This window comes from Gilliamella bombicola (genome assembly GCF_900094945.1).
Classification (GTDB): domain Bacteria; phylum Pseudomonadota; class Gammaproteobacteria; order Enterobacterales; family Orbaceae; genus Gilliamella; species Gilliamella bombicola.
Genome location: NZ_FMAQ01000006.1, coordinates 1 through 26,671, shown reverse-complemented (window position 1 = coordinate 26,671; position 26,671 = coordinate 1). Strand labels below are relative to the sequence as shown.

Sequence of the window (26,671 nt, the reverse complement as noted above, 5' to 3'; positions counted from 1 at the left end):
TCTTTAAAGATAACATAAAATCAATATCTTATCTAAATATTTTTAATGAAATCTCTGTTTTTATTTTTCTTTGTTTTTGAAATATTTCAATTCTTCATCGATAAAATATCGTACTAGATTTGCATATAGATCTTTGATGATTTCGCCATTAAGTCCTAATTCATTCGACCATTGTTTTCGTTGCTCTAGCATACTGTCAAAACGTTCTTTGGCTTGTACGTCAGTGGTATTTTTTTTGAACTTACTGGCAGCTTTGACGTATTCAAAGCGTGTAGCAAGCAATTTAATTATGGAATGGTCAATCTGATCTATTTCGGCACGAATGTGGTTCATATTCTCACATTTGTTTGGCGCTTGGGTAGGTTTATAAGTCACGATTTTATACCTTTTGTTTATTTAACTTTTTATATCCTATCACTATTAGATTATGCACAAAAGTATCACTTAGTAGATGTCATCGTTGCACTATATTTATATATACAAAATTGATTGTGCACTTTTAATAGAATTGAGTTTAATATTTGGAGATATTCAATAATTAATTGATTTTTTTATTTATTAAATCAATTTCGTTTTTCATTGATAACCACTGAATAACACAATAATATAACTAAAAATTTTGGTCATGCATCTGCTAACAAATACTTCGAGAATTTTATATACTTTAAGTGGGTTTTAAAGAATCTTACAGAATATTGATTGGTGGAGCCAAGGGGGATCGAACCCCTGACCTCAACGCTGCCAGCGTTGCGCTCTCCCAGCTGAGCTATGGCCCCAAATAGAAAGGGATAAAACTGTAGCTAATAATATGCAACTAAATAATAAGTGTCAATCGATTTGATATTATTTGTTTAAAAAACAGGCTAATAAAACTCTGCCTATTGATGGCAGAGTTTACATAATTAACGCAATATTGAAGGTTGATCTGCGCCTTCTGCTTCAATTTTAGGTGGCATAAAGTGTTCACGTTTTACGCCCAATTTAAGTGACATATACGCAGCCACATAAATTGATGAAATTGTACCAAGTACAATACCAACGCCTAATGTTTCAGAGAAACCTTTTAACATTGAACCACCAAAAATATACAGAATAATCACCACAACAAGGGTTGTACCTGATGTCATTAAAGTACGATGCAAAGTTTGTGTTAACGAGATATTAATAACATCGTAAGGCTCTGCTCGGCGAATCTTTCTAAAATTTTCACGAATTCTGTCAAAAACAACAATGGTATCGTTAAGTGAATAACCAATAATTGATAACATCGCAGCAATGATAGTTAAATCAAGTTCTCGTTCAAATAGTGATAGATAACCTGCAGTAATAACAACATCATGCGCTAAGGCAACAACCGCACCCGTACCAAATCGCCACTCAAAGCGAAATGCAATATAGATTAAAATACACACTAATGCGGCACATATAGCCAAAACACCATCTTGAGCAAGTTCAGCTCCAACTGTTGGACCGACAAATTCAATCCGTTTAATTTGAGCTTCTGCATCAATATCTTTATGGATTAAATTGGAAATTTTTGTACCTAGTGCATTATCAATAGCAGATGAGGCAGCACCGTCTTCTTGCTTAGCCGAAGGTAATCTAATTATGATATCTTTACTACTACCGTAATATTGTACTATCGGTTCATGATAGCCAGCATTGCGTAAACTGTTACGAAGGTCATCAAGGTTAACAGCTTTTGTTACGGTGAGCTCAACTGTCGTACCGCCAGTGAAATCTTGTCCTAGATTAAATCCTTTAACAAAAATAACCACAAACGATGCGACAACTAATAACATTGAAATAACAAAAGCAATAAAGCCAAATTTTAAAAAGTCGAGGACTCTGCGACCATGATTCAATTCTCTAACATCATGATTTTGTTTTTTAGTAATACTCACAATAAACCTCTAAATTGATAACTTATTAACGCGACGACCGCCATAAATAAGATTGGCTAATGCACGAGTACCGACAATCGATGTAAACATTGATGTTACAATACCGATGCCTAGTGTAATGGCAAAACCTTTAATTGATCCTGTACCAACTGCATAAAGAATAACAGCAGTAATTAAAGTGGTCAGGTTGGCATCGAAAATACTGCTCCAAGCGCCGGCGTACCCTTCATTAATTGCATGCTGAACGCCACGTCCATTACTAAGCTCTTCTTTTATTCGTTCGTTAATCAGTACATTGGCATCAACAGCCATACCCACAGTTAATACAATACCTGCGATACCGGGCATGCTTAGCGTTGCCCCAGGAAGTAAAGACATTGCACCAACAATTAAAATTAAGTTTGCAACTAATGCAAGGCTTGCAAACACACCAAACAAACGATACATCACTAGCATAAAAATGACAGAAATCAATAAACCCCATGCGCAAGATTCTAAGCCTTGGGTTATATTTTCTTGCCCCATTGATGGCCCAACGGTTCGTTCTTCAATAATCTGAATCGGTGCAATTAATGCCCCTGCACGTAATAATAGTGATAAATTTTTAGCTTCATCAATACTACCAATACCAGTTACTTGGAAGCGATCACTAAAAATACCCTGAATAGTCGCGACGTTGATAACTCGTTCTTGTTTTTCAAAGATCGGTTTATCGTTTTCATCACGTTTACCAGTATCTTTGTATTCAACAAATAAGGTTGCCATCGCTTTATGAAGATTTTTTTGGGTAAAATCAAGCATTCTTTTACCCCCCGAACCATCAAGTGTAATAGCAACTTCGGGTTGACCATATTGATTAACGCGATATGAAGAATCGGTAATATGATCGCCAGTTAATACAATGCGTTTATAAAGTAGTACTGGGCGACCGTCTTCCATATACTGAATTTCTGAACCATAAGGAATACGCTTATCACCATTTAGAATAGCCGGCAAATTAGACGTACTCTCTTCGTTAACTTGTCTAAACTCTAGTGTTGCCGTTGCTCCCAAAATACGCTTGGCTAATGCAGTGTCTTGTATGCCGGGTAATTCAACGACAATACGATCTGCCCCTTGACGTTGAACAATTGGTTCAGCAACACCGAGTTGGTTAACACGATTACGTAAAATGGTAGTATTTTGTTGTACAGCATCATTTTTCGCTTGTTGTAAACGTTGTTCACTGACATTGATGACGATACTGTTGTCGCGTTGAGAGATCACTTTATAGTCTTGTATTCCATTGATCTTGGTAATGGCTTTATTGCGATCTTCAGTATTATCAAATTGCATTACAATTTGCTGATTACTATCTTTGCTTATCGTTTTATAGTTTAACTTGCTATTAGTAAATTCAGCTTTGATGTTTTCGATAGATTGTTGAGTGAGTTTACTTAATGCAGTGGTCATATCGACTTCCATTAAGAAGTGAACACCACCACGCAAATCAAGACCCAGTTTCATCGGTTCGGCACCTAACACAGTAAGCCATGCAGGCGTTGCTGGTGCTAAATTTAATGCAACAATATACTTTTCACCCAATGCTTCAGATATAAGTTCTTTTGCTTTAAGCTGAGTATCGTTATCACCAACACGAATCAATATCGATTTGTTGTCATAAACTAATGATTTCGGTTGGATATGATTATCGGACAAAAGTTTTTTAACTTGATCTCGTGTAGCGACATCGATTTCGGCAGTATTTGAACCTGAAATTTGTATAGCGGGATCTTCACCATAAATATTTGGAAGTGCATAAAGAAGGCCGAAGCAAATAACAACGACCAACATGATGTATTTCCACAAAGGATAGCGGTTTAACACGACATATTCTCTTGTAGGATTAGGTAATTAATACAATGAACACAATAGATAAAGCTCTATTATAGTGATTTCATTGTCCCTTTTGGTAAAACTGATGCGATAAAGTCACGCTTGATCACAACTTCAGTCGTATCATTTAACTCTAGCGCGATGTAACCATTTTCGTTAACTTTTGCTACACGACCTATAAGCCCGCCACTAGTTAACACTTCATCACCTTTTGAAATTGAAGCCATTAACTCACGATGTGCTTTAGCGCGTTTTTGCTGTGGGCGCATAATCATAAAATAGAAAAATAAACCAAACACAACTAACATAATTGGCATAATATAATCGCCACCTGGTTGGCTACCATCGGCTGCATAGGCATTAGAGATTAAAAAATCCATACTGGTCCTCTTGTTTTAAACTAAATTTTTAAAGGTCGGAATTATAACACAATAAATAAATCTGTTATTAACTATTTCTTGTAAAAAAATTTCAGGAAAGTATGCGTTTTAGTATAAAAAGTGTTTTAAGATACTTTGGTTAATATAACTCCGCCAACCAAGCAATGAAGGCGGATAAAAGTTAATTACGTAGTTAAATATTGCGCCATGCTAACTAAGTTAAATAACCATTTAGGGTAAATTCCACAAAGTAGAGTCAATAAGGCACACAATACGATGATTAACTCGCTTATTCTAATATCTGTCCATTTTAACTTAATCGAAGTGCCACTTAACATTTGGCCATCTCGACAAGACGGTTTAATGTAAAGATTGATAATTAAACGGGCATAAAAATAAAGCCCCAATGCACTACCAATAACCACGGCGGCAACTAACCACCATAATTCCGCAGTTACGCCTAATAACACCAATAAAAATCGTCCAACGAAACCGGCAGTTAGAGGTGTCCCTGCTAAAGATAAAAAGCCAATGCCCATCGCTAATGCAAGGATTGGCCTGCGCCAAAATAGACCTGAAAGATCAATTTCGTTTTCATGGTCTTGCAGTTCATTAGAATGCGAATCTAAACTGATAGCACCTAATATACAGATATTAGCTAAAATATAGCCAATTAGGTAAACACCAATGGTTTCTAATGCAAGCACTTGATACTGAACAGCAATTAAAGCCGTAAATAAATAGCCGAAATGCGCTATTGATGAATAAGCAAGTAATCGCTTTAAGCTACTTTGCTTTAACGCCAGTAAATTGCCCCACAAAATAGAACAAAAAGCCATAATAACTAAAATAATACGGATAGTTTCATTATTAACGATCGGTGCCAATAGGAATAGCCTTGCGATGGCACAGAACACTGCCACTTTTCCAACTGTTGATAATAATAAGGCGACAACCGTTGGTGCCCCCTGATAAACATCAGGCAACCAAAGTTGAAATGGCACCAGTGATAATTTAAAACCAATACCAACTAACATCAAGCAAACACCTATTAGTAGTAATGTGCTTGGGTAAGACATCGTTGAAAGCTGGTAACTTAACCCGCTGAAAGTCAACTCTCCTGTCGTTGCATAATAAAAAGCGATTCCCATCAATAAAAATACGCTAGCAACAGCCGATAAAATCATATATTTAACAGCAGCTTCTAATGAATGAGTCTGTGTATATTGATAACCAATTAATCCCACAAAGGGAATGGATAATAGTTCAATTCCAACAAAAAATGCGATTAAATGACTGGCGTATACCAGTGTTACACCACCTAATACCATAAAAAGCAGAATTAAATAAAATAATCCGTGCTGAACCTGTTCTTGCTTAAACCAACGATAAGCAAAGCATGCAACTGCAATGGATATCATCAAAATCAAACTGGTATAAAGTAAGCCGTAGCCATCGCAGGTGAAAAGTGCGGTGATATGGCGCGCTTTCCATTCTGCCATTGAAGGATCGTCAATGCCAGAACCATCATCAATATGGGAATTAGAGTTAGCATCCATATTTATATCACCATTATTATCAACAGCACTGTTGTCGATATTATCGTCAATACTTATGTTTTCATTTGGTGATTCCACCGATTCCGTAGGTACGGAATCAATTGCAATTGTTTCTTCGTTCGATGGATTGGGTTCTTTAATAGGATCAGAAGTTGATACCGATATTTGCATATTGTCACTGCTAATATCCGTAATAGCTTGCGTGCTAAACGAAATTTTATAACCAACCACCACAGAAAAAATTAATGCGCAGAATAATCCACATACCGTTAAAATAGCGCATCCTTTGGTACCTATTTTAAAAACAAACAATAAAAACAATAAAACAATGATGGCAAAGCTTAATACAAAAATAGGCGATAAAGCTATCATAGGTGATTACTCTCCCACTCGCTCGGTAGTGATGTATTGTTGTGTTTGATTCACAACAGAATAAGACATATCTAAAACCACTTGAGGATACAAACCAATAAAAATAAGGACAATTAAAGTGCTTGATAATAACAAAAGATCTTTTTTACTAAGAAGATATTTTGGTGCGGCCCCTTTATCGACAGCTCCATAAAAAATAGGCTGCATACGGACAATAAATGAAATAGACAGCAATAATAAGCCAATTACGAGAAAAATTGTATAGAACGAAAAAGTACTATAACTACCAAGTAACATCATATAATTACCTACAAAATTAGCTGTGCCAGGAATGCCCAATACGGCTAAGATAAAATACAAGGTAAATGAAGATAGATAAGGTACTCGCTCTTTAAGACCAATAAACTGAGTTATGTTTCGTGTTGAGTAACATTCCCCCAATAATCCACTAATTATAAACATGCCAACTATTGCTAAATTGATAGCGATCATTTGAATAACCACACCTTGATAAGCAACAACAGAACCGCTATAAATAATGGCTGTAACAAATCCCATTAACGCAATATGAATATAAGCAATAAGTTTTTTAATATCCGTTTGATTAAATGCAACTAGCGCAGCATAAACAATTGTAAGCAGAGCAAGAACTAACATAATTGGCATAATCATGATGGAAGCATTAGGAAATAGCGGTATAACAAAACGCAGTAAGCCAAATGCTGCAGTATTAAGTAACAATCCACTGATCATCATCGATCCAGTTGTTGAGGATTCCATATGGGCTTCAATAAACCAACCATGAAAAGGAACAAAAGGGATTCGCACGATAAAAGCGGCTAAGAATCCAAGCATGAGCAAAAATTCGGTATCGCTTGAAATTGGCGTTTTTGTTAATACCTGGTAATCAAAGGTCCAATGCCCTGTTAAGTTCCAGTTAATTAAGGCTAGTGATACAATAGAGATAAGCATAAGTAAGCTGCTTAATTGAGTATAAATCAAAAACTTGCTGGCACCATTAAAACGCAATTGTGAGCTTGAATCTCGTCGTCCCCATAGTGAAATTAAAAAATAGATAGGAATCGCAACGGCTTCCCAAAAGAAGAACATTAAAAATAAATCAGCGATTACAAATAGCATCATAATGGCTGATGTCATAAATAATAGGCATAAATAAAACAAGCCAAGATTATTTAGACTTTCTTTGCTTGAATAAACAATCGTTAATAACACGATGAATAGAGTTGCAGTGATCACAACCATCGATAGACCGTCTAAAACAAGATGAAAATGAATACCTAATAAGGGGATCCAATCCAAATTAATTTCTTTTATCCAGTTTTCCCCTTGATTTAATACATTTACGGCATCTATCCATAATATTATCGTCATCAATAATGTAATACAAATAGTGATAAATGCTACAATTATTGGTAATTTTGACCAACGAATTTGTACATTGACAGAAACAACGCCTCGTTGTAGACATACATGGCATAACCAACCAATAAATCCGCCTATTACAGGTAAAAAAACAAGCCATAACAACATGAATGATTACACCTTTTAAATAAAAATCAGTAACATTAATATGGTAATACTACCTATAACCATTGACAGCATATACCATCGAATTTGCCCATTTTCTAAGTCAACGATGAATTCATTTACCTTTCTAATACCCCACAAAATCCAATTATCCCATAAAATTAATGGATCTTTTTTTAATAAATTAGCTAGGTAGACATAAGGTTTAACAAATAGAGTATGCAACAAATAATCATAACGCCAATCACTATTACATAATCGTAAAAAGAATTTAATCATTGGCGTATTTAAAACTTCTTGTACTTCGCTATTTGGACGTGCATACAAAATATAGGCAATCAAGAAGCTTAATCCTGTCACTGCGGCTAACAGTAGTTGGAAAAGTAATTGTCCGTTAGTGTCTAACTCAGCGATTGGAACAATACCGCGAATTGGTAATGGGAAATAGATAAATAACGCGGTAGGAAATATCAGTAATATAAAAATTGGCAAATAACTTATCCATTTAGTTTTTGCAAAGTCAGACTGTTTTTGTTTGTGATAAAATATTATTGAAATTAAACGCCAAATATTTAAACTAGAAAGTAAAATACCTAATAAACCAATGGTCCCAGATATCAATTTATCTTGAGCCATTAAGCCCAATATGATATCGCCCTTGATATAAAATGATGATGAAATCCAAGGCATAGCACTTAGTGATATCATAATAAACAAAAATACCGAATATAGCATCGGAAACGATTTAATTAAGCCTCCCATTTTGCTTATATCGCGTTCACCTTGGCATTTTTTGATTAAAATTGATGAAGCTAAAATCAGCAATGTGCTTGTTACAGCATAATTAATTAAGTAATTAAGAGACAAGCTCCAATTCTGCGTTGAAAAAGCATAAAATATATAACTGATTTGCGCTAAATTAATATAGGTGATAATTCGTTTAATATCATATTGTACTAAGGCGATAGTGCTAGCAAATAATATGGTTAACGATGACATTATTGATATAATAGCAAGCACGTCATTTGACATCATAAACAAATTACTAAGCCTTAAAACTAAATATACTCCAGCTAAAATCACCGTTGAAGATTGCAATAAAGCTACCGCAGGCATTGGTGCTAATGTTGTTTGAGCAAACCATGAATGCATAGGAAATAGCGCAGACTTACTCATTGCACCAAGGAACAGCATTAACGTTATCCAAAAGATGATGTCTGAATCGACCGCCAAATTATCATGAGCTTGCGTCAAAACATCACGGATATTTAATGTTTCTACAGTTTGATACAATAAAAATATGCCAAGAATTAAAAAGATATCGGTTAAATGCATCATGATAAATGCCTTTACAGCCGCATAACCATTACGAGCCTGTTGATAGTAGATTCCAATAAGTAAGTAAGTACTTATGCTTACACCTTCCCAACCAATTAACATAACAAACAAATTATCAACTAATATGACGGTTAATATACTGGCAATTAATAAATTACTGTACGCGTAGAAGTTATAAATATCCTTGCTTGACGTTAAATAGCAGGCCGCAAAGAAGTAGATCAAAAAACCGAAGAATGAGATTAAAACTAAAAAAATTAGTGATAAACCATCTAAAGTTAAAGAAATAGGCACAATAAAATCGCCTACAGAAAACCAATTCCATAATGGTCTTGTATAAACTAAGCTCATGTCTGGAACTATGTTTGAAATAAAGTCAATACAAGAAAAAATAGTAATTAATGTAATTACTAGCATAGTACTAATACCAATAATCATCACATTAATTGATCGAATATGCCTTCCAAAGCAAACTAATATTAGAAAAGTGAGCAAGGGAACAATAATAGTTAAATAAAGTAAATTCATCCTTTCATTTCACTCAATGAATCAATATTAAAGATTTTTCGACGATAAAATAGTTTCATCATTAACGCAAGGCCAACACAAACTTCAGCAAAAGTCGTTATTACCGCTAGTATTGCAAGCACTTGTCCGTCGGATTGTTGCCAATAGCTACTTGCTGCAAACAATGCAACTATTGCACCATTATTCATAATAATCAGGCTAAGTAATAAAAAATAAAAATTACGTCGAATCATTACGCCTAATAAACCAATCACAAATAAAATAGAGGCAAAAATAAGACAATACATGAGTGGAATCATATTATTTCTCCGACATAAGCCGATGCATAAAATGATACGAAATCACGGCTGCACCTAATAATAAAAACAAGGCTAATTCAGCCATCAAAATGTAGGCATATATGGACATTTCATGCATTAATTCATGAGATTCCTTTAATTCTAAGTAATTAACACTTACTACACCATAAATAAGAACAACAAGCAAAATAAAGGCTAAAATTAGCGGTCCTAACCAAATTTTTGGACTAATACCGTTTTTGTTATGCTCTACAGTATCCACACTAATTTTCAAAATTGAAGCAACAAGTAAAAAAATAGTTACCGATCCACCAATAAATAATAGGATATATAAAACAGCAAAAAAATAGTTATCAAGTAGAATAAATATCAACGCTGATGCAAAAAGAGAAATAACAAGGTATAAGATTGCTTTATCAATCCTTAAACTACTAATCACTTTTATACTGGCAAAAACAGCAATAATCGACGCGATATAAAAAACAGCGATCATTAAATAATCCGATATGTATTGATAATGCTGTTAGTATATACCCAAATGATATCAAGATACAGTTTACAAACATAGTGTTCATCGAAAAATAAGCTTATTAAACCGTATTTGGGTGAGTATGTCATAATGAAATGTGAAATTTTTATTTGTTAATCTTTCATGGTAAATATAATTAAAACAACTAAAAAAAATAAAAACCATAAAATTTTATTATTTAAATTCAAAGCGAAATTGTTATAAAGTATATAAATTAAGCACATTAACCAATCATTATACCTATCCCATTAATTTGTCATTTGGGTCATGCAGCTTAAAGGTGCTTAGGCATAATAAAATCTAAGATGAGAGAATCATGAATAACCAATACTCTTCAATGCGAAGTAATGTCAATATGTTAGGCACTTTACTAGGCAATGCAATAAAACGGGCCACTGGCAATGAAACCTTTGATTTAGTTGAAAAAATAAGAAATCTATCAAAATCAGCTCAACAAGGAAACACTCAAGCACATAATGAGCTACTCAAATTAATTGAGAACCTTAATGATGATGATTTATTACATGTTGCACGAGCATTTAATCAGTTTTTAAATTTAGTCAATACGGCTGCTGAATATTATGGTATTTCTCCCCATGGAGAAGCATCTAGTAGCCCCAAAAAAATGACTGAATTATTTAGTACACTTAAAAATCTCAATTTTTCAAATCAAACTATTACAGAAGCGATTAATGAGTTATCGATTGAATTGGTGCTAACTGCACACCCGACCGAAATTAATCGCCGAACCATGATAAATACTTATACGGCTATTAATAACTGTTTATCTCAACTGGATCATGATGATTTAGCCGACTATGAAATAGAAAGAATTATGCGTCGCTTAAAACAGTTAGTTTGTCAGGCATGGTATACCGATGAAATCCGCAAAAAACGCCCTACCCCCATTGATGAAGCTAAATGGGGATTTTCGGTCATTGAAGATAGCTTATGGGAAGGTGTGCCGCTATTTTTGCGTGAACTTAATGACCAGTTAGTCGATGCCTTTGATGAGCAATTACCAGTTGATCATGTGCCTATTAAATTTACCTCATGGATGGGCGGAGATCGTGATGGTAATCCAAATGTGACAGCTAAAGTGACCGAAAAGGTCATGCTACAAGCGAGATTAAAGGCAATCGAGTTATTTTTAGCCGATATTCAAATACTAGTACGTGAGCTTTCAATGACAGAATGTAGTGATTCAGTTATTGATCTATTAGATGAAAAAAACAAAACTGTTTCCGAGCCCTATCGAGCTGTAATGAAACAGTTACGAACACGTTTGATTAACACTCACAATTATATTGAAGCTTTGCTGAATAATGAACGAGTATTACCACCCAGTGATATTTTAATTAAAAATGAACAGCTATGGATGCCACTTTATACCTGTTATGAGTCATTAATTGATCATGGTATGTCAACTATAGCCCATGGTCCATTACTTGATACTTTACGACGCATAAAAAGTTTTGGTTTACAATTAGTCCGATTAGACATTCGCCAAGACAGCTCTATGCACACTGAAGCGCTTGATGCATTAACCAAAGAGCTTAATTTAGGTAGCTATGCAAAATGGACAGAGCAAGAAAAACAAGCGTTTTTATTAACTGAATTACAATCTAATCGACCATTATTGCCTTATAACTGGCAACCAGATCAAATGGTTCAAGAAGTTTTAGATACCTGTCGTGTTATCAAAAAAGCTGGCGAAGAATCGATTGCCTCCTACGTAATATCGATGGCTAAAGCCCCTTCTGATATATTAGCCGTTTACTTATTATTGAAAATTGTTGATTGCCAAAAATATATTCCAGTTGCACCGTTATTTGAGACATTAGAAGATTTAAATAACGCAAAATCGGTGATGCAAAAACTGCTGGATATTCCTTGGTATCGCGACAAAATTCAAGGTAAGCAAATGGTGATGATAGGCTACTCCGACTCAGCTAAAGATGCAGGGACACTCGCAGCATCTTGGGCACAATATCGATCGCAAGAAGAATTAGTTAGCTTATTTGAAAAATATGATACTAACTTAGTGCTATTCCATGGGCGAGGTGGTTCAATAGGTCGAGGTGGAGCACCAGCGCATGCGGCCCTGCTTTCACAACCACCTGGTTCATTAAAAGGCGGACTTAGAGTTACCGAACAAGGTGAAATGATCCGTTTTAAACTTGGCCTACCAGAAGTTGCGCTCAGCAGTTTAATGCTGTATACATCAGCGATTTTACAAGCCAACTTATTGCCACCGCCAGCCCCTAAACAAGAATGGCGCAATATCATGGATGAAATGTCTGAAATTTCGTGCAATTGCTATCGCAGTTATGTACGAGAACGAGCTGAATTTGTTGATTATTTTAGAGCAGTAACGCCAGAGGCGGAATTAGGTAGATTACCACTTGGTTCCAGACCTCAAAAACGCCGTACTGGCGGTGGTATTGAAAGTTTACGTGCTATCCCATGGATTTTTGCTTGGACACAAAACCGTTTAATGGTGCCATCTTGGCTTGGTGCCGGTAGTGCACTTAGAGTAGCTATTGAAGAGGGTAAACAAAATCTCCTTAAAGAGATGTATCACAATTGGCCTTTTTTTAATGCTCGATTAGGTATGCTTGAAATGGTCTATGCCAAAGCCGCACCGAATATTCACGAATATTACGAGCAACGTTTAGTCGATCCTGCACTATGGCCATTAGGTGAAGAACTAAGAAGTTTGTTAACCCAAGATATCAATACCGTGCTAACTGTTACCGATGATATTAGCTTAATGGCTGATTTACCGTGGATAGCACAGTCGGTAGCTTTGCGTAATACTTATATTGAACCATTAAATTTATTACAGGCTGAGTTATTAAGTCGTTCACGAAAATACAGCGATAACGAAAATATTATAGTAGAACAGGGGTTAATGATTACTATTTCTGGAATTGCAGCTGGTATGCGAAACTCAGGATAAAAAAACTCAATACTTTTTCTGCTGTTAACAAAGAACTCGTTTTCTAACGAGTTCTTTGATCTCCTTGGTGTATAAAATAGCCAAAGTTATTACTCAATGCCGAAAAAACTCAAATGTTCTAAGTCCAACTACATCAAAGATAAGTTCCCTCGACCGAACAAGAACCGATCTTATTTTCAATAAAAAAACGGTCAGAAAACATATTGATTTTATTGAAGTTTTTATTTTTATAAAAATCATTTAATAATGTATGTTAGCCGATAGCATATTTTTAAGTATTTTGGGTAGCATCCCAATAAAAAAATAAACCCCGAATGATATCGAGGTTTGTCAACAATCTAAAAAGCACAATGCTTTTTTATTTCTTAGGTAATAACTGTTCTAAATAAGCTTTAGCATCTTGATCGCCTTGTTCGCTAGCTTTAGTGAACCAATAGATAGCACGCTCTTGATCTTTATCAATACCTTCACCTTCCAGATATTTAACACCTAAATTATATTGAGCATCTACACTGCCTTGCTCTGCAGCTTTTAGATACCATTCAACGGCTTTTTTCTCATCTTTATCAACACCACCGCCTACATCGTACATCACACCAATATTATATTGAGCATCGGCATTACCCGCTTCAGCAGCTTTAGTAAACCAATATGCAGCTTGTGTATTGTCTGGTTTAGTTCCCGTTCCGGTTGCATACATAATAGCTAAATTATACATAGCTAGCACATACCCTCGTTCTGCCGCTTGTGTATAAAAATAGTTAGCAGCGACATAATCTTGGGTTAAACCATCACCATTTTCTGACATTAGCCCTAAATAATATTGCGCTTCTGGAATATTATCTTTCGCAGCTTTACTAAACCAATCAGCCGCTATCATGCGATCTTTTGTTACTCCATCACCAAAAAAATACATAATACCGAGATTTAAATAAGCATCATAAATACCCTCATCACCTGCTTGTGAAAAATAATCAATCGCAGCTAATGTGTTTTTTCCTATACCGTCACCTTCTTTATACATTAAAGCTAAATTATATTTAGCCAACGCATAATTTTGAGCTGCAGCTAATTTAAAATATTTAAACGCTTCATTTAAATTACGCTCAGTACCTAGACCACTTTGATACATAAACCCTAAATTATTTTGTGCTTTGGCAAGTCCTTGTTCGGCTGCTTTTTTGTACCAAAAAAAAGCACGCACATCACTAGCTTCAACCCCCAATCCTTGTTTATAAATACCACCTAATGAGTACTGAGCTTCTGCGTTTCCTTTTTCTGCAGACAAACGCAAAGAAGGGAGCAACGACTCTGACTCTTTAAGCTTTAATTGGGCATCGCTTGATTGCACCTTATAATTTGTAGCCATTGCACAACAAGAAATGGATAATAATAGTACTAATAAAATTTGATTTTTTTTCATATTTTTTAATTATAATGATATTAATAATAATTATACATAAATGCGACCAAAGGGAATAGTTTTTGTTTAATACTTATTCATTTTGAAATTATATTTTTTAATATCAAGCTATATGAGTTTATTTTCCCTTTAATAAACAACATAATATATTAAATTATAAACCAAGTTCATCCCAAATTTCATCAATTCGAGCAACAACTTTAGGATCTTTCTTGATAATTTTTCCCCACTCGCGATTGGTTTCACCCGGCCATTTATTCGTCGCATCCAACCCCATTTTAGAACCCAATCCAGAAACCGGCGAAGCAAAATCTAAATAGTCGATAGGTGTATTATCAATAAAAGTAGTATCACGCTGTGGATCCATACGTGTCGAAATAGCCCACATAACATCTTTCCAGTCACGGGCATTAATATCATCATCACAGACAATCACAAATTTTGTATACATAAATTGCCTTAGATAAGACCAAACCCCCATCATGACGCGTTTAGCGTGGCCTGGATACTGTTTTTTAATTGTCACAATCGCAATACGATATGAACATCCTTCGGGAGGTAAATAAAAATCAACAATTTCAGGAAATTGTTTTTGTAAAATTGGTATAAAGACCTCATTCAACGCAAGCCCCATTACCGCAGGTTCATCTGGAGGTCTACCGGTATAGGTTGAATGATAAATCGCATCTTTACGACGAGTTAAATGTGTCACGGTAAATACGGCAAATTGCTCAACTTCATTATAATAACCGGTGTGATCACCATACGGACCTTCTGATGCTAACTCATTAGGATCAATATAACCTTCAAGCACGATTTCTGCACTAGCTGGAACCTCTAAATCGTTTGATAACGATTTCACCACTTCGGTTCGACTACCGCGTAATAATCCAGAAAAAGCATATTCGGATAAAGTGTCTGGCACGGGTGTCACTGCACCTAAAATGGTTGCAGGATCAGCACCAATCACAACGCTAACAGGGAATTTTTGGTTAGGATTTGCTTGTTGCCACTCGGCAAAATCAAGCGCCCCACCACGATGTGAAAGCCAGCGCATAATTAATTTATTTTTACCTAAAAGCTGCAAGCGATAAATACCTAAATTTTTCCGATCTTTATAAGGACCTTTAGTAATAGTCAGTCCCCAAGATAACAGCGGTGCCACATCATCGGGCCAGCAATGCATAATAGGTAAACGCGTCAAATCCACTTCATCATCCTTAAAAATCACCTCTTGGCAGAGGGCTGATGAACGATGTTTAACAGGCATATTAAGCACTTGTTTATATTTAGGTAATACATTAAAAAATTGCCGTATGCCTTTGGGTGGTTCGGGTTCACGCAAAAATGCTAATAACTCACCGATTTCACGCAAAGCTGAAGTATCTTCACGCCCCATACCCATCGCAACACGTTTGGCGGTACCAAACAGATTACATAAAACAGGCATATCATAACCAATCGGTTTTTCAAATAATAAGGCAGGACCTTCACTGCGTAATACGCGATCAGCAATTTCGGTCATTTCAAGATAAGGATTAACAGGAAAAGTAATTCGTTTTAATTCGCCTTGCTGCTCAAGATAATCTAAAAAATCTCTAAAATTTGAAAAATGCATGTATTATTACTCCCTGTTACTGACTCATCTTGAGTTAACAAAATCTAAAGGTCTTTTAATCCTTGATGAAAAACTATCATGCAATTGAATTAGTCAGCATCAAAGTTTTCACTGTAAATAGGTACTTGCTTATTTTGATTACATGCAACAATTTTAGGTAATAGGGTTTCAAACTGTTTTTTGTCAATTTCAATAAATTCATCCTGATCAACTTGATAAAATAAATATTGTTCAGATTCATCATCGAATCGGAACGAGGCGATCCAGTCATTACGATCATCACTATTTTCATTAGCAAATATCTGAATAATACTATTTTCACGCTTTTCAGGTTGGTCATGTAATTTGTAATCAATGATATTCTCAGCGATTTTAGCGTCATATTCATCAAAAATAATATAATCACTTTGATTGGGTTGGCACTTTTTTATACTTATTTCCGCATGACTGATGGGTACAAAAAAACATAAAAAGGACAACACAAGAGCAGATAGACTCAATTTCATTTTCGACCTCTTAATTAAGATTTAATCAAACTATGAATTTTAACAATAGCCTCACTGTTATTTGGCGATACAGTAAGACTAGTAGCCTCATCAATCGTTAGCCATTGATAAGCTAAATGTTCAGTAAGCACAGGTGTTATCTCATTAATAAGAGGTAGATAAAACCAATGTTCTTTATTTATATTAACTTCTGGCGCATATCTATGTCTAAATTGAGGAAAAATCTCAAACTCAACGGTATGCTTTGCATCTATTAACTTAAGATTTTGCCCTATAATATCAATGCCGGTTTCTTCAAAGACTTCACGAATCGCAGTATCTAATGGCGATTCATTAGCTTCCATGCTACCTGTAACTGATTGCCAAAAACAAGGGTCATCCTTACGCTGCAACATAAGACAACGATTTGTTGTCTGGCAGAAAATCACCACCAGAACAGATTCAGGATTTTTGAATTTTTGCATTAAATATCGCTATTTTTTACTTACTTCAATACCCAATTCAGTTAATGCAGCCGCATTTGCTGGACTTGGCGCATCAGTTAATAAACATGCGGCCGCAGTTGTTTTAGGAAATGCTATCACATCACGGATATTATCTGTTCCACTTAATAACATGCTTAGTCTATCTAATCCAAATGCTAATCCTGCATGAGGTGGTGTGCCGTATTTTAATGCATCGAGTAAAAAGCCGAATTTTTCACGTTGCTCGTGTTCATTAATACCTAGAATTGAAAAAACTGCTTGCTGAATTTCACTGCGATGAATACGAACCGATCCACCCCCAACTTCATAACCATTTATAACCATATCATAAGCATTCGCAACGGCATTTTCAGGGTTTTTGATAAGCTCTTCTGGTGTATAATCTTTTGGTGAGGTAAATGGATGATGCATTGCACTTAGTCCTTCGTCTGTTTCTTCAAACATAGGAAAATCAATAACCCAAAGTACCGCCCATTTACTTTCATCAGTTAAGCTTAAGTCCTTACCAACTTTTAAACGTAATGCGCCAAGTGCATCACTTACAACTTTATAACTATCGGCACCAAATAATAAAATATCGCCATCTTTAGCATTGGCTCGATTAAGTAGGGCTTCCATTTGTGATTCATTAAAGAATTTTGCTACAGGACTTTGTACGCCCTCTAGCCCTTTATGGCGTTCATTAACCTTAATCCATGCCATACCTTTAGCACCATAAACTGAAATGAATTGTGTATATTCATCTAACTGCTTACGCGTTAATTGGGCACCATTTGGTACACAAAGTAAAGCTACGCGACCTTTAGGATCATTGGCTGGAGTTGAAAACACTTTAAAATCAACATCTTTAACAATATCAGCCACGTCAATAATTTCGAGCGGATTACGTAAATCAGGTTTATCGCTACCAAAACGACGCATCGCCTCAGCAAAAGTCATGATAGGGAACTGGCCTAAATCGACATTTTTAACATGCAACCAAAGTTCACGAATCATTTGTTCCATAACCTCACGCACTTGTTCGGCCGTCATAAATGACGTTTCAACATCGATTTGGGTAAATTCAGGTTGACGATCAGCTCTCAAATCTTCATCTCGAAAACATTTTACAATTTGATAATAGCGATCAAATCCTGACATCATCAGCAATTGCTTAAATAACTGTGGTGATTGTGGAAGGGCATAAAATTCACCTTTATGAATTCGGCTTGGTACTAAATAGTCTCGAGCTCCCTCTGGTGTTGCTTTGGTTAACATGGGTGTTTCAATATCTAAAAAACCATGCTCGTTCATAAATGAACGAACAAACGCAGTAATTTTGGCTCGAGTTTTAAAAATCGTTGCCATTTCAGGGCGACGTAAATCGATATAACGATATTTTAAACGCTGTTCTTCACTATTATTTTGATTGAAATCAAGAGGTAAAACATCGCTACGGTTAAATATAGTCAGCTCAGTGGCCAAAATTTCAACCTCGCCAGTTGCCATCTCTTTATTGATTTGACCTTCAGGTCGAGCTCTCACTTTCCCTTTAATCTGAATACAAAATTCATTACGTAACTCACCAGCAAGTTGATACGCTTGTTGATAATCAGGGTCGAAAAACACCTGAACAATGCCTTCACGATCGCGCATATCAATAAAAATCATACCGCCTAAATCTCGACGTTTATTGACCCACCCACACAATGTTACTTCTTGATTAATATGAGATGCCGTTAACTGACCGCAATAAATTGAACGCATAAAATATCCTGTTTAAGTATCAATCTTTAAAAATAGTGTTTATTATAAAACAAATAAAACCCTTATAAAGGCATTTATTGAGATTTCTTCTTTAATTGTTTAAATATTTTGTGTTGTTATTACCATATTGTTTACTAACGCGTAATTGATGGAACTTGTTTGTTGACGTAAGTAAATTAGGTTATGTATATTAACTACACAATGATAATTGTTGCTTATGATTTTAGTGACTATAACTAATTTTATTAACAATAAAATATTCTATGAGGCCATAAGGATGGAAATGTTAAAAGACTACAAAGTGCATGCTCTTGCACTAGTCGTTGTTTTAGTATGTGAGTTCATCGGTAAACAATCGATTTGGACTATCTCAGTGTACCCGATGTTATACGCCATGATTATTGGCGGAATAATTAGTCTGCCCAAATTAAAAATATTAAAACTAAAAAATATGAATCATGCCAGTACCATCATGATGGTTACTTTAATGCTACTTGTTGCCAAGCTTGGCGTTTCGGTTGGTCCTAAAATTGATATGATTTTAGAAGATGCGAAATTAGCCTTAATTTTTCAAGAGTTAGGTCATTTTGCCGGCACGATTTTATTAGGCTTACCACTGGCAATGATATTAGGCATGAAACGCGAAGCGGTGGGCGCAACTTATTCAGTTGCTCGCGAACCCAATATCGCGATCGTTGCCGACAAATATGGATTAGATTCTGCTGAAGGTCGTGGTGTTATGGCGATGTATGTGTGTGGCACGCTTTATGGCGCTATTTGGATGAGCATACTTGCTAGCGTAATGGCAAAATTAGATATCCTCCATCCTTATGCGTTAGCGATGGGGGCTGGGGTTGGAAGTGGTAGTATGATGGCGGCATCACTTGCACCAATCAGTGACCTTTATCCTCAAATGGCTAGCGAAATCAAAGCCTATGCAACAACAGCAAATTTAATATCAAGTATTGTTGGTATTTATATTTATACACTATTTTCGTTACCTTTTGCCTCTTTCTTATATAACCTTTTTGCCCGCTTACGACGTAACAAAGAAGGAGCGTTATCATGAAATGCCTAGAAACAATATTTTTACTGATCTTAGTTGCCATTATTATGGCCGCCGGCAATACTGTAGGTTACAAAATTGATTTTATGCTGTCGCTACAAGCATTATCAATCTTAGTTGCTATCTCAATAGTCGGCTACTTAGTTGGTAAAATTCCACTATTAAACAAATTTCCAGTTATATTATGGGTATCAGTCGTAGCCGCAGTTGTTTCATCACCAATCTTTCCTTATCACGAACAAGTTGTTTCAATTACTGATCAAGTTTCTTTATTGGCTGTCTGTACCCCAGTACTTGCTTATGCAGGACTAGCTATTGGCAAAGATTTAGCATTATTTAAAAGTATCTCTTGGCGAATCATCCCTGTTTCGTTAGCCGTGTTTTCAGGTACCTTTATTTTTGCGGCAATCATTGCACAAATAACCTTGCATTGGGAAGGTGTTATCTAATTTGAATTAGGATTTAACGTATGACAAAAGAAGAACTTAAAAAAAAGGTTTGTAACGCAATAGCAAACCGAAAAGCTGACATCAAAGCGATTGCTCAGTCAATTTGGGCAGAACCAGAGCTTGGTTATAAAGAACACAAAACCGCTAAAAAAGTCGAAGAAGCCTTTGAAAAATTAGGTGTACCATTTAAAAATAAATTAGCTCTAACTGGCGTAAAAGGTCGCTTAAAAGGCGGAAAAGGTAGTCAGTACAGCATTGCTGTTATTGGCGAGCTTGATGCCATTATTTGTGCTGATCACCCTGCTGCTGACGAAACATCTGGCGCTGCGCACTGTTGTGGGCATAATGCGCAAATTGCCAATATGATGGCAGTCACGATGGGATTAATTGATGCAGGGGCTATGCAATTTTTAGCGGGCGATGTCGTACCTTTTGCGGTGCCTGCTGAAGAATATGTTGAAATCACTTATCGAAATCGCTTAATTGAAGAAGGTAAAATCAAATATATTGGTGGCAAACCAGAGCTAATTTCGCGGGGTGAATTTGACGATGTTGATATGGCACTGCAAATACACTTAACTAGCGTACCCAATGACCGCCAAGATGGTTTTATCGAAATATCAACCACTAGTAATGGTTTTATCGGTAAACTGATTAAATATAAAGGCGAAGCGTCACACGCGGCTGCTGCACCACATGCAGGTGTCAATGCCTTAAATGCAGCGATGATGGGAATGATGGGTGTACACGCGATTCGCGAAACATTTCAAGAAAAAGACTATATTCGATTCCATCCGATTATTACTCAAGGCGGTGATTTAGTTAATGTGGTTCCAAGCGATGTGAGAATGGAAAGTTATGTGCGAGCTGGCAATGTGCCCGCAATGATTAATGCCAATGAACGAATTAACCAAGCGTTAAAAGCAGGTGCTATGGCAGTTGGTGCCACCTGTGAAATTAAGGACTTGCCTGGCTATTTACCATTAAATAACAATCCAACGCTTAACGAGCTTTTAAAACATAATGCCGAAGCGTTAATTGGTGAAGAAAATGTTTCAGTTGCCCCTCATATGACAGGAAGCACCGATACAGGCGATCTATCCCACATTATGCCTGTTAGCCACCCATGGATTGGTTCGGTTCGAGGTGTTTTACACGGTAAAGATTATACCGTATTTGATGAAGAGATGGCTTACATCCGTCCTGCGCAAATGATGGCCTGTACAATTATCGATTTACTTTATGACGACGCCAAAGCTGCACAAACGCTGATGTCAGAATATAAGCCACTTATGACCAAAGAAGAATATTTAACATTCCTATCTGGCTTTGACAAATAATCTTAATCGCTTGGCACATTGTTGTGCCAAGTTTCTGTTATAATGCTTTTTCATAATTAACTCATAATTAACCCAATAATCATCCACTATGCAAGAACTGACTGATCAAGAACTGTTTCGTTATGATAGACAAATCACATTGCGTGGTTTTGATATTGATAAACAACAAATATTGAAAAACAGTTCAGCACTAATCGTCGGTTTAGGCGGACTTGGCTGTGCGGCATCACTCTATTTGGCTGCATCAGGTTTAGGCAAATTAACGTTAGTTGATTTTGACACCATATCAAAATCCAACTTAAATCGACAAATTTTATATACCGAAACAGCCATCAATCAATACAAAGTCGAGGTCGCAAAAAAAGCCTTAACCAATATCAATGCCAATACATTAATTGAAACAGTGCATCAGCAACTTGACGATGACAAGCTCCTTGCGCTTATCAAACAGCATAATATTGTCATCGACTGTACTGATAACTTAGTGACACGAGAGCAAATTAACCGTTGCTGTTTTCATGTAAAAAAACCGCTAGTTTCTGGAGCAGCTATCCGTATGGAGGGGTTATTAAGCGTATTTACTTATCAGCCTAATGAACCTTGTTATCACTGTTTGAGCCGCTTATTTGGTCAAGATCAACTCACATGTGTTGAAGCGGGTGTCATGGCGCCACTTGTTGGCATGTTTGGCACCATGCAAGCCTTAGAAGCCATCAAAGTGCTAACCCAATATGGAAAACCATTAATTGGTCGTGTATTAATGATTGATACAATGACAATGGAATTTAACCAAGTTAAATTTACCAAACAACTTAACTGTCGCATTTGTGGAAACAGTCATACTAATTAGGTTTCGCAATGAAAATTAATCGCATTATTTTAGCGCCCATGGAGGGTGTGCTTGATTATCAAGTCAGACAACTTTTAACTGAAATTAACCAATTTGATTATTGTGTGACTGAATTTATTAGAGTAACCCATCATAAATTATCTAATCGAACCTTTTATCGCCTATGTCCTGAGCTTTACCATAACGGAAAAACTAAATCTGGCACGCCAGTTCGAGTGCAGATCCTTGGCCAATCGCCAGAGTGGATGGCGGAAAATGCCGTTAAAGCTATTGAATTAGGCTCTTATGGTATCGATATCAATTTTGGTTGCCCAGCCAAAACGGTCGTTGGCAGTCACGGAGGCGCTTATTTATTACAATATCCCGAGCAGATATTTAATATTGTCAGCCAAGTAAGGCAAGCGATTGGGGCAACGCATAGATTATCAGTCAAAATTCGCTTAGGATGGGATAATAAATCGCATTGCCATGACATCGCCAGTGCCATTGAACTTGCCGGTGCCAATGAAATTGCCATTCATGGCAGAACCAAAGAAGACGGCTATAAAGCCGAAAAAATAGATTGGCAAACAATAGGTCAAATCAAGCAACTTCTAAATATTCCCGTTATTGCTAATGGTGAAATTTTTTCTATTGAGGATGCACAAAATTGCATAAACCAAAGCCAAACTAACGACATTATGCTGGGCCGTGGTATTTTAACAATTCCTAACTTAGCCAATATGATTCGAACTGAACAATCATCATTCAATTGGCAACAAGTGATGGAAATTTTAATCCACTATGCGACATCCTCCATTGATGACGTTAAACCGCTTTATCATTCTGCACGCATCAAACAGTGGCTTGCTTACTTAAAACAGCACTATGCTCAAGCAGCAGAAGTTCTACAAAATATTCGAACACTCAAATCACAGCAAGAGATCTGTGATTTTTTAGCGAATAACGGCCCAAATAAGTGCCTTAGGGAATAATAAAATAGCTAATTGGTGTTCATTACGCATCGGCTATGATTACTCGTATCATCCTGATACTTGTCTCTGTTGTTGGCGCATTCTTACGCCGGAATAGGACAAATAACATAACCATCATTTTTTGGAAGGGTTATTGTGTTTTTATAAGGCGTTTTTTGTTAAAAAACAGCCAGAAAAAACTTTAATAAAATCAATACCTTTTCTGACCGTTTTTTGGTGAAAAATCAGGCTTTTTTTGTTTTGGTGAATAGGATAAATTGGGTGCGCAAGTTTCGGACGTTTTGACCTATAGTGAACAAAATAGCCACAGTGACCACGTCCGAGTCAGGGAATTAAAGCGAATTCCCTGACAACCCACGCTTTGGCTGCAGAATGTGGCCTGCGGCTACGCTACTCGTATCATCCTGATACTCGCCTCTTCGAGGCCACCTTCGCTATGCTCAGGTGTTCAAATTTGTTCCAGACAAATTTGTCCGCCGTCGCTCGGTCTTGACGCACCGGCTATTATCCGTTCCAGACGGAGAATAGCCTCGCTCTGTTGTCGGCACATTCTGACGCCGGAACAAAACAAACAACATAACCATTGTTTTTGGGATGGGATATTGTGTTTTTATAATTATAGGGTTGATTTTGTTTAAATTAAACGCCTACACTGCGTTAAGGCCTACCCCCCGAATCAGTGAAAGCCAATTTTTTTCTAAACCGCCTATACGGCGTTAAGGTCTTGGACGAGAACGGATTAACAACAACGGCGTTAAGGTATATCTAGCAATTAACGCGGTTTTTGGTTTTTTTCTAAACCGCCTATACGGCGTTAAGGTAGGCTTCATCATAATTCTGCTAGCATACTGTTTTCTAAACCGCCTATACGGCGTTAAGGTAGAACTCAAGATTTGATAAATCTTGCTATATAAAGATAAACAACAATTTCATCTTTGAAAACCCTTTTTTTGAAGTGTTTTATAATTTATTGATTTTATTTAATTTTAAATTGTTGTTAAAAAAAGGGTTTGAGCGGTTAAATTGTTTTTATTAGGGCGCTATTCGTGGTTTTGTTGATTTGTTGTGTGTCAGCGCTTTGCTTAGGTTGTTTAAGTTATTGATTTAGCTTAAAAATAGCAAAATAAAAACTTCAATAAAATCAATACCTTTCCTGACCACTTTTTGGATGTAATTGCATTGCTTTTTAACACAAAAATAACTCACAAAAAGCACTAAAGGTTATGTAGTTTGTCTTATTCCGGCGTCAGAATGTGCCGACAACAGAGCGAGGTTAGCACGCCAAACAGGACGTTTGGCGAGGCTATTCTCCGTCTGGAACGGATAATAGCCGGTGCGTCAAGACCTAGCGGCGGCGTCGGACAAATTTGTCTGGAACAAATTTGAACACCTGAGCATAGCGAAGGTGGCCTCGTAGAGGCGAGTATCAGGATGATACGAGTAGTGCCGCAGGCCACATTCTGCAGCCAAAGCGTGGGATTGCAAAGGGAATTCGCTTTAATTCCCTTTGCTCGGACGTGGTCACGGTAGCTAATTTATTCACCAAAGGTCAAAACGTCCGAAACCTTGCCGTACTATAAATAGACCACAAATCTCTATCTTCACTATAACCACCTCTGCGGCCCAAAGATTAAGGACTAAGAAGTAACAGCTAAGGTGCAGTGCAAACAGCGTAGTTGTGGATGAACACACCGTGGCTGCTAACTCCACCATTGGCCGAGCTGACAACAAAGCTAGTGCTACCTGCTACATCGCTCGTCCAGTAGAAGTGGTCGGCAAAGCCCACATCAGCGTAGATGTACATAACGCCCCACTCCGTGAAAAATCCTGCACCTATGTGACGCTGGTAACCATTAAAACCTGAGGACGGCGTGGCGCCTACTGCACCTTGACACCAATATCCTGAATGCCAACCAGAACAAACCGCATTAGTTAAATCATTGACCTTAGCAATGCGATAACCCAAATTTCTACACCAAGAGGATAGGTTAAACTGATTACGCTCACTAACACCACTATGGACGAACCACTGCTTTAATACAAATCCATACCTCACCTCATTACCTCGACCATCCCTTCCCACCAACTCAAAGGTCTGTGGTAAACTTGGTACGCTTAAACGACTAGGACTATCTGAATCTATCTGATTACTACTTGCCCTTGGACCTCTTAACATTACCCGTGTTACATAACTGGATTTATCTCTAATCCATTCATCAGCTTGTAGGATATTTCCATCTGGGGCCGTGAATGAACCAGAACGCGGCTTTATCCAACTTACCGTTGCGCTTATACTACCATTCGTGACAACAGACCACGTCAACTGACTTCCATCTACTCCACCTATGTCTAAATCAAAATACAAACCATCAGCACCCGTTGTAGGAAAATTTTGGTCGTAAGATGATGAACTCGTTGACTGAGTTAAAAAACCCTTAACAGGACTCCATATGTTAGCTGAACCGGCAAAGCGAGGTTCATCATTAGAATGGATAGTAGTACCACCCATTAACAAATTCGGCCTTGCGTAACAAACTCGAGCAACAGTGTTATACGGATTGATATAATAATCCACCATAGCTCCACCGAAATTACTACTCCTTGGCACCCCATACTGGGTAGTTAAACTTCCTCCTGTACTTATTAACCTTACCCTATAAGGAGCATTACATATATCTAATGCATCACTACGATTAACAGTATTGCCATCCTTATCCGTAAATGATACCGATATACTCCCCGATGCGGTAACTCCATTTGTTCCCTGTCCATCCCCATCATCATCTTCCCAATTACCCTGAACAACCAAATCATTCATACTAATTGAACTCTGTGATGACGGGACGACCATTGTTATATGACCTAAGTTACTCCCCACATACGGCAAACTTATCGGATTTGCTGCACTTGATGGATTAGT

At 36.7% G+C, this 26,671-nt stretch carries 21 protein-coding genes and 1 tRNA gene; 6 read left to right on the top strand and 16 right to left on the bottom strand.

All coding sequences use genetic code 11. The features are described 5' to 3' along the window. Window positions 1-60: 60 nt before the first annotated feature. The 10 genes from GA0061081_RS06570 to GA0061081_RS06525 all read right to left on the bottom strand — a co-directional run bounded on the left by GA0061081_RS06570 (window position 61) and on the right by GA0061081_RS06525 (window position 10,296). Window positions 61-333, bottom strand: a complete 273-nt coding sequence (locus GA0061081_RS06570; RefSeq protein ID WP_091348768.1) for a chorismate mutase — start codon at window positions 331-333, stop codon at window positions 61-63. Between the two features lie 367 nt (window positions 334-700). After that, window positions 701-776: transfer RNA gene (locus tag GA0061081_RS06565), tRNA-Ala, on the bottom strand. A 126-nt stretch (window positions 777-902) separates the two neighbouring features. Continuing rightward, window positions 903-1,898: a protein translocase subunit SecF gene (gene secF / locus GA0061081_RS06560; RefSeq protein WP_091348765.1), complete on the bottom strand. Its 996-nt coding sequence runs from the start codon at window positions 1,896-1,898 to the stop codon at window positions 903-905. Window positions 1,899-1,913: 15 nt separating this feature from the next. Beyond that, window positions 1,914-3,770, bottom strand: coding sequence for a protein translocase subunit SecD (secD, locus tag GA0061081_RS06555; RefSeq protein ID WP_091348556.1), 1,857 nt, complete (start codon window positions 3,768-3,770; stop codon window positions 1,914-1,916). Window positions 3,771-3,829: 59 nt separating this feature from the next. Then, on the bottom strand, window positions 3,830-4,159 hold the full coding sequence (yajC, locus tag GA0061081_RS06550; RefSeq protein ID WP_091348553.1) for a preprotein translocase subunit YajC: 330 nt from the start codon (window positions 4,157-4,159) through the stop codon (window positions 3,830-3,832). Between the two features lie 185 nt (window positions 4,160-4,344). Next, window positions 4,345-6,090 (bottom strand): NADH-quinone oxidoreductase subunit N, encoded by a 1,746-nt coding sequence (locus GA0061081_RS06545; protein ID WP_091348551.1) that lies wholly within the window; start codon window positions 6,088-6,090, stop codon window positions 4,345-4,347. Window positions 6,091-6,096: 6 nt separating this feature from the next. After that, window positions 6,097-7,641, bottom strand: coding sequence for a complex I subunit 4 family protein (locus tag GA0061081_RS06540; RefSeq protein ID WP_091348547.1), 1,545 nt, complete (start codon window positions 7,639-7,641; stop codon window positions 6,097-6,099). Window positions 7,642-7,656: 15 nt separating this feature from the next. Beyond that, on the bottom strand, window positions 7,657-9,504 hold the full coding sequence (locus GA0061081_RS06535; protein ID WP_091348544.1) for an NADH-quinone oxidoreductase subunit 5 family protein: 1,848 nt from the start codon (window positions 9,502-9,504) through the stop codon (window positions 7,657-7,659). Further along, window positions 9,501-9,803 carry an NADH-quinone oxidoreductase subunit NuoK gene (nuoK, locus tag GA0061081_RS06530; protein WP_091348541.1) on the bottom strand — a complete coding sequence of 101 codons (303 nt, stop codon included), beginning with the start codon at window positions 9,801-9,803 and terminating at the stop codon, window positions 9,501-9,503. Before nuoK ends, GA0061081_RS06535 begins: the two co-directional genes overlap by 4 nt. A 1-nt stretch (window position 9,804) precedes the next feature. Beyond that, on the bottom strand, window positions 9,805-10,296 hold the full coding sequence (locus GA0061081_RS06525) for an NADH-quinone oxidoreductase subunit J (protein ID WP_091348538.1): 492 nt from the start codon (window positions 10,294-10,296) through the stop codon (window positions 9,805-9,807). 352 nt (window positions 10,297-10,648) lie between these two features. Between GA0061081_RS06525 and ppc the strand changes: the two genes are divergently transcribed. Further along, window positions 10,649-13,294: a phosphoenolpyruvate carboxylase gene (ppc, locus tag GA0061081_RS06520; RefSeq protein WP_091348534.1), complete on the top strand. Its 2,646-nt coding sequence runs from the start codon at window positions 10,649-10,651 to the stop codon at window positions 13,292-13,294. A 358-nt stretch (window positions 13,295-13,652) separates the two neighbouring features. Here ppc and GA0061081_RS06515 read toward each other — a convergent pair whose 3' ends face one another. The 5 genes from GA0061081_RS06515 to aspS form a co-directional block, all read right to left on the bottom strand. Beyond that, the gene (locus tag GA0061081_RS06515; protein ID WP_091348531.1) at window positions 13,653-14,717 is read right to left on the bottom strand and encodes an SEL1-like repeat protein; all 1,065 of its coding nucleotides are present in this window, start codon (window positions 14,715-14,717) and stop codon (window positions 13,653-13,655) included. Window positions 14,718-14,871: 154 nt separating this feature from the next. Further along, window positions 14,872-16,335, bottom strand: coding sequence for a 4-hydroxy-3-polyprenylbenzoate decarboxylase (ubiD, locus tag GA0061081_RS06510; protein WP_091348528.1), 1,464 nt, complete (start codon window positions 16,333-16,335; stop codon window positions 14,872-14,874). Window positions 16,336-16,424: 89 nt separating this feature from the next. Beyond that, window positions 16,425-16,841, bottom strand: coding sequence for a hypothetical protein (locus GA0061081_RS06505; protein WP_091348524.1), 417 nt, complete (start codon window positions 16,839-16,841; stop codon window positions 16,425-16,427). Between the two features lie 14 nt (window positions 16,842-16,855). Then, a complete protein-coding gene (gene nudB / locus GA0061081_RS06500; RefSeq protein ID WP_091348521.1) occupies window positions 16,856-17,305 on the bottom strand; it encodes a dihydroneopterin triphosphate diphosphatase in 450 nt (149 codons plus the stop codon). 9 nt (window positions 17,306-17,314) lie between these two features. After that, window positions 17,315-19,072 carry an aspartate--tRNA ligase gene (gene aspS, locus GA0061081_RS06495; RefSeq protein ID WP_091348518.1) on the bottom strand — a complete coding sequence of 586 codons (1,758 nt, stop codon included), beginning with the start codon at window positions 19,070-19,072 and terminating at the stop codon, window positions 17,315-17,317. Between the two features lie 277 nt (window positions 19,073-19,349). Between aspS and GA0061081_RS06490 the strand changes: the two genes are divergently transcribed. The 5 genes from GA0061081_RS06490 to dusC all read left to right on the top strand — a co-directional run bounded on the left by GA0061081_RS06490 (window position 19,350) and on the right by dusC (window position 23,751). Continuing rightward, window positions 19,350-20,141: a DUF3100 domain-containing protein gene (locus GA0061081_RS06490; protein WP_091348514.1), complete on the top strand. Its 792-nt coding sequence runs from the start codon at window positions 19,350-19,352 to the stop codon at window positions 20,139-20,141. Further along, complete coding sequence (locus GA0061081_RS06485) at window positions 20,138-20,587, top strand: hypothetical protein (RefSeq protein ID WP_091348510.1); 450 nt, start codon at window positions 20,138-20,140, stop codon at window positions 20,585-20,587. The genes GA0061081_RS06490 and GA0061081_RS06485 overlap by 4 nt, the downstream gene beginning before the upstream one ends. Before the next feature lie 20 nt (window positions 20,588-20,607). Then, the gene (locus tag GA0061081_RS06480; protein WP_091348507.1) at window positions 20,608-21,927 is read left to right on the top strand and encodes an amidohydrolase; all 1,320 of its coding nucleotides are present in this window, start codon (window positions 20,608-20,610) and stop codon (window positions 21,925-21,927) included. 88 nt (window positions 21,928-22,015) lie between these two features. Then, window positions 22,016-22,777, top strand: coding sequence for a molybdopterin-synthase adenylyltransferase MoeB (locus tag GA0061081_RS06475; protein WP_091348504.1), 762 nt, complete (start codon window positions 22,016-22,018; stop codon window positions 22,775-22,777). Between the two features lie 8 nt (window positions 22,778-22,785). Then, window positions 22,786-23,751 (top strand): tRNA dihydrouridine(16) synthase DusC, encoded by a 966-nt coding sequence (gene dusC / locus GA0061081_RS06470; RefSeq protein WP_091348502.1) that lies wholly within the window; start codon window positions 22,786-22,788, stop codon window positions 23,749-23,751. A 1,651-nt stretch (window positions 23,752-25,402) separates the two neighbouring features. On the opposite strand, the gene GA0061081_RS11095 is transcribed toward dusC, so the two are convergent. Then, window positions 25,403-26,671, bottom strand: a 1,269-nt coding sequence (locus GA0061081_RS11095; RefSeq protein WP_167349320.1) for a hypothetical protein, incomplete at its 5' end; no start/stop codon positions are given.